The following is a 5,171-nucleotide window of genomic DNA, read 5'->3' as shown; positions in this document are numbered from 1 at the left end:
TTGTTCTCGACCGTACGTCGAGAACCACATAGTGGACGCTTGCAGCTTATTCAAACTGGTGTGTTATCAAATTATTGGCTTATTAGTACCGGTCAGCTCCAAGGGTCTTTAGTCCCCTCTTCCACATCCGGCCTATCAACGCAGTAGTCTAGCTGCGAGCCTCTCCCCCGAAGGGATGGAAATCTCATCTCGAAGCCGGCTTCCCGCTTAGATGCTTTCAGCGGTTATCCGTTCCGAACGTAGCTAATCAGCGGTGCTCCTGGCGGAACAACTGACACACCAGAGGTTCGTCCATCCCGGTCCTCTCGTACTAGGGATAGATCTTCTCAAATTTCCTGCGCGCGCAGCGGATAGGGACCGAACTGTCTCACGACGTTCTAAACCCAGCTCGCGTACCGCTTTAATGGGCGAACAGCCCAACCCTTGGGACCTACTCCAGCCCCAGGATGCGACGAGCCGACATCGAGGTGCCAAACCATGCCGTCGATATGGACTCTTGGGCAAGATCAGCCTGTTATCCCCGAGGTACCTTTTATCCGTTGAGCGACAGCGCTTCCACAAGCCACTGCCGGATCACTAGTCCCGACTTTCGTCCCTGCTCGACTTGTCAGTCTCACAGTCAAGCTCCCTTGTGCACTTACACTCGACACCTGATTGCCAACCAGGTTGAGGGAACCTTTGGGCGCCTCCGTTACTTTTTAGGAGGCAACCGCCCCAGTTAAACTACCCACCAGGCACTGTCCCTGAACCGGATCACGGTTCGAAGTTAGATATCCAATATGACCAGAGTGGTATTTCAACGTTGACTCCACCTGAACTAGCGTCCAAGCTTCACAGTCTCCCACCTATCCTACACAAGCCACACCGAACACCAATACCAAGCTGTAGTAAAGGTCACGGGGTCTTTCCGTCCTGCTGCGCGTAACGAGCATCTTTACTCGTAATGCAATTTCGCCGAGTTCGCGGTTGAGACAGCTGGGAAGTCGTTACGCCATTCGTGCAGGTCGGAACTTACCCGACAAGGAATTTCGCTACCTTAGGATGGTTATAGTTACCACCGCCGTTTACTGGGGCTTAAATTCTCAGCTTCGCCTTGCGGCTAACCGTTCCTCTTAACCTTCCAGCACCGGGCAGGCGTCAGTCCGTATACATCGTCTTGCGACTTGGCACGGACCTGTGTTTTTAGTAAACAGTCGCTTCCCACTGGTCTCTGCGGCCTTCGAACGCTCCAGGAGTAAATCCCTTCACGCCTCCGGCCCCCCTTCTCCCGAAGTTACGGGGGCATTTTGCCGAGTTCCTTAACCACGATTCTCTCGATCTCCTTAGTATTCTCTACCTGATCACCTGAGTCGGTTTGGGGTACGGGTGACTAAAACCTCGCGTCGATGCTTTTCTTGGCAGCATAGGATCACTGATTTCGCCCTTACGGGCTACCCATCGGGTCTCAGCCTTATATGAGAGACGGATTTGCCTATCTCTCGGCCTACATCCTTAGACCGGGACAACCATCGCCCGGCTCAGCTACCTTCCTGCGTCACACCTGTTAATACGCTAACCGCACCAGCATAGGGTCGCACGCTAGGCCTCACGCTTCACCCCGAAGGGATCCATCTAGAGGATTCAGATGCTTAGCATTACTGGATTAGCTTGGACGGTTTTTCGCCAGTACGGGAATATAAACCCGTTGTCCATCGACTACGCCTGTCGGCCTCGCCTTAGGTCCCGACTTACCCAGGGCGGATTAGCCTGGCCCTGGAAACCTTGATCTTTCGGAGGACGGGTTTCTCACCCGTCTTTCGCTACTCATGCCTGCATTCTCACTCGTGTAGCCTCCACGGCTGGTTTACACCGCCGCTTCGCTGGCCACACGACGCTCTCCTACCCATCAACACGGCTGAACCAACACAACAAGTGTGCGGCTTACCAAAAATATCAATGCCACAACTTCGGTGGCGTGCTTGAGCCCCGTTACATTGTCGGCGCGGAATCACTTGACCAGTGAGCTATTACGCACTCTTTCAAGGGTGGCTGCTTCTAAGCCAACCTCCTGGTTGTCTGTGCAACTCCACATCCTTTCCCACTTAGCACGCGCTTTGGGACCTTAGTTGGTGGTCTGGGTTGTTTCCCTCTCGACGATGAAGCTTATCCCCCACCGTCTCACTGCTGCGCTCTCACTTACCGGCATTCGGAGTTTGGCTGACGTCAGTAAGCTTTTAGGCCCCATCGGCCATCCAGTAGCTCTACCTCCGGCAAGAAACACGCAACGCTGCACCTAAATGCATTTCGGAGAGAACCAGCTATCACGAAGTTTGATTGGCCTTTCACCCCTATCCACAGCTCATCCCCTCCATTTTCAACTGAAGTGGGTTCGGTCCTCCACGACGTCTTACCGTCGCTTCAACCTGGCCATGGATAGATCACTTCGCTTCGGGTCTAGGACATGCGACTGAATCGCCCTATTCAGACTCGCTTTCGCTACGCATTCCCCTCTCGGGTTAAGCTCGCCACATATCACTAACTCGCAGGCTCATTCTTCAAAAGGCACGCTGTCACCAGAATCAGACTGGCTCCAACGGTTTGTAAGCAAACGGTTTCAGGTACTATTTCACTCCCCTCCCGGGGTACTTTTCACCTTTCCCTCACGGTACTTGTTCACTATCGGTCATGTAGGAGTATTTAGGCTTATCAGGTGGTCCTGACAGATTCACACGGGATTTCTCGGGCCCCGTGCTACTTGGGATACTCTTCGGGCGATTACTGCATTTCGACTACGGGGTTCGCACCCTCTATGACCAGGCTTTCAATCCTGTTCGTCTATACAACGCTCTAACCCTCACTGTTCGGCAGAATCAGCAGAAAAGTCCCGCAACCCCGACCATGCAACGCCTGCCGGCTATCACACATGATCGGTTTAGCCTCATCCGGGTTCGCTCGCCACTACTAACGGAATCACTATTGTTTTCTCTTCCTGTGGGTACTGAGATGTTTCACTTCCCCACGTTCCCTCTACCCGCCCTATATATTCAGGCGGGAGTCACCAGGTCACCTTACGGGCCTGGCGGGGTTTCCCCATTCGGACATCCTCGGATCACAGTTCGTTTATCAACTCCCCGAGGCTTATCGCAGATTACTACGTCCTTCTTCGGCTCTACATGCCAAGGCATTCACCGTTTGCTCTTAGAAATTTGAAATCACATGAGTTTGAATCGATTAAGAATCGTAAAACTTTCGTCTCACGATCGAAATTGACCAATGATCTATAAATAGATCTTTGTAATTTGCAGTCCGAAGACTGTCAAATTTAAGATGCTCGCGTCCACTGTGTAGTTCTCAAAGTACGGGCGGTACCCTCACCTGCCCACGATTGATGTGAACAGGAAAAGGTCCAGAGGAACAGTCCAACCAGGCAAAACCCAGTTGTTCCGGTCCCTCAGGACCCAACAGCGTGCATATATGTTTCCTTCATAACCGGACCTTTCCAACGAGGCACCGCAAGCGGTACCAGGCGTACTGGATCCAGAGATGATCTCTGCATATCAATGTCAATGTTCCACCCATGAGCGCCATCGAAGAACATTCGTCTTCGTATGGCTTGGCAGTGTTACTCCGCTGTATACAGACGGCACTGCTGTGCTCCTTAGAAAGGAGGTGATCCAGCCGCACCTTCCGGTACGGCTACCTTGTTACGACTTAGTCCTAATCACCGATCCCACCTTCGACAGCTCCTTCCCGTGAGGGTTAGGCCACCGGCTTCGGGTGTTACCGACTTTCATGACTTGACGGGCGGTGTGTACAAGGCCCGGGAACGTATTCACCGCAGCGTTGCTGATCTGCGATTACTAGCGACTCCGACTTCATGAGGTCGAGTTGCAGACCTCAATCCGAACTGAGACCGGCTTTTTGGGATTCGCTCCACCTTGCGGTATTGCAGCCCTTTGTACCGGCCATTGTAGCATGCGTGAAGCCCAAGACATAAGGGGCATGATGATTTGACGTCATCCCCACCTTCCTCCGAGTTGACCCCGGCAGTATCCCATGAGTTCCCACCATTACGTGCTGGCAACATAGGACGAGGGTTGCGCTCGTTGCGGGACTTAACCCAACATCTCACGACACGAGCTGACGACAACCATGCACCACCTGTATAGAGACCTTGCGGGGCGACTGTTTCCAGCCGTTTCCTCTATATGTCAAGCCTTGGTAAGGTTCTTCGCGTTGCATCGAATTAATCCGCATGCTCCGCCGCTTGTGCGGGCCCCCGTCAATTCCTTTGAGTTTTAGCCTTGCGGCCGTACTCCCCAGGCGGGGAACTTAATGCGTTAGCTGCGACACGGAGACCGTGGAATGGTCCCCACATCTAGTTCCCAACGTTTACGGCATGGACTACCAGGGTATCTAATCCTGTTCGCTCCCCATGCTTTCGCTCCTCAGCGTCAGTTACGGCCCAGAGATCTGCCTTCGCCATTGGTGTTCCTCCTGATATCTGCGCATTCCACCGCTACACCAGGAATTCCAATCTCCCCTACCGCACTCTAGTCTGCCCGTACCCACTGCAGGCCCGAGGTTGAGCCTCGGGTTTTCACAGCAGACGCGACAAACCGCCTACGAGCTCTTTACGCCCAATAATTCCGGACAACGCTTGCACCCTACGTATTACCGCGGCTGCTGGCACGTAGTTAGCCGGTGCTTTTTCTGCAGGTACCGTCACTTTCGCTTCTTCCCTACTAAAAGAGGTTTACAACCCGAAGGCCGTCGTCCCTCACGCGGCGTTGCTGCATCAGGCTTTCGCCCATTGTGCAATATTCCCCACTGCTGCCTCCCGTAGGAGTCTGGGCCGTGTCTCAGTCCCAGTGTGGCCGGTCACCCTCTCAGGCCGGCTACCCGTCGTCGCCTTGGTGAGCCATTACCTCACCAACTAGCTGATAGGCCGCGAGCTCATCCCTGACCAAAATTCTTTCCACCCCCAGAGATGCCTCCAAGGGTCGTATCCGGTATTAGACGTCGTTTCCAACGCTTATCCCAGAGTCAAGGGCAGATTGCTCACGTGTTACTCACCCGTTCGCCACTAATCCGAAGAGCAAGCTCTCCATCATCGTTCGACTTGCATGTGTTAAGCACGCCGCCAGCGTTCGTCCTGAGCCAGGATCAAACTCTCCGTAAATGTTTGATTG

Annotated in this window: 2 rRNA genes; both read right to left on the bottom strand. The window is 53.5% G+C overall.

Features of this window, described 5'->3' with window-relative positions:
* Positions 1–62: 62 nt before the first annotated feature.
* A 23S ribosomal RNA gene (locus tag QN345_RS15380) occupies positions 63–3,191 on the bottom strand.
* A gap of 450 nt (positions 3,192–3,641) precedes the next feature.
* Positions 3,642–5,161: ribosomal RNA gene (locus QN345_RS15375) — 16S ribosomal RNA — on the bottom strand.
* The 16S and 23S rRNA genes sit together here, the layout of an rRNA operon.
* Between the last annotated feature and the right edge of the window lie 10 nt (positions 5,162–5,171).

The organism is Cryobacterium sp. 10I1, assembly GCF_035019805.1.
In the GTDB taxonomy this organism is placed as follows: Bacteria; Actinomycetota; Actinomycetes; order Actinomycetales; family Microbacteriaceae; genus Cryobacterium; species Cryobacterium glucosi.
This window is presented reverse-complemented; position numbering and strand designations above follow the sequence as displayed.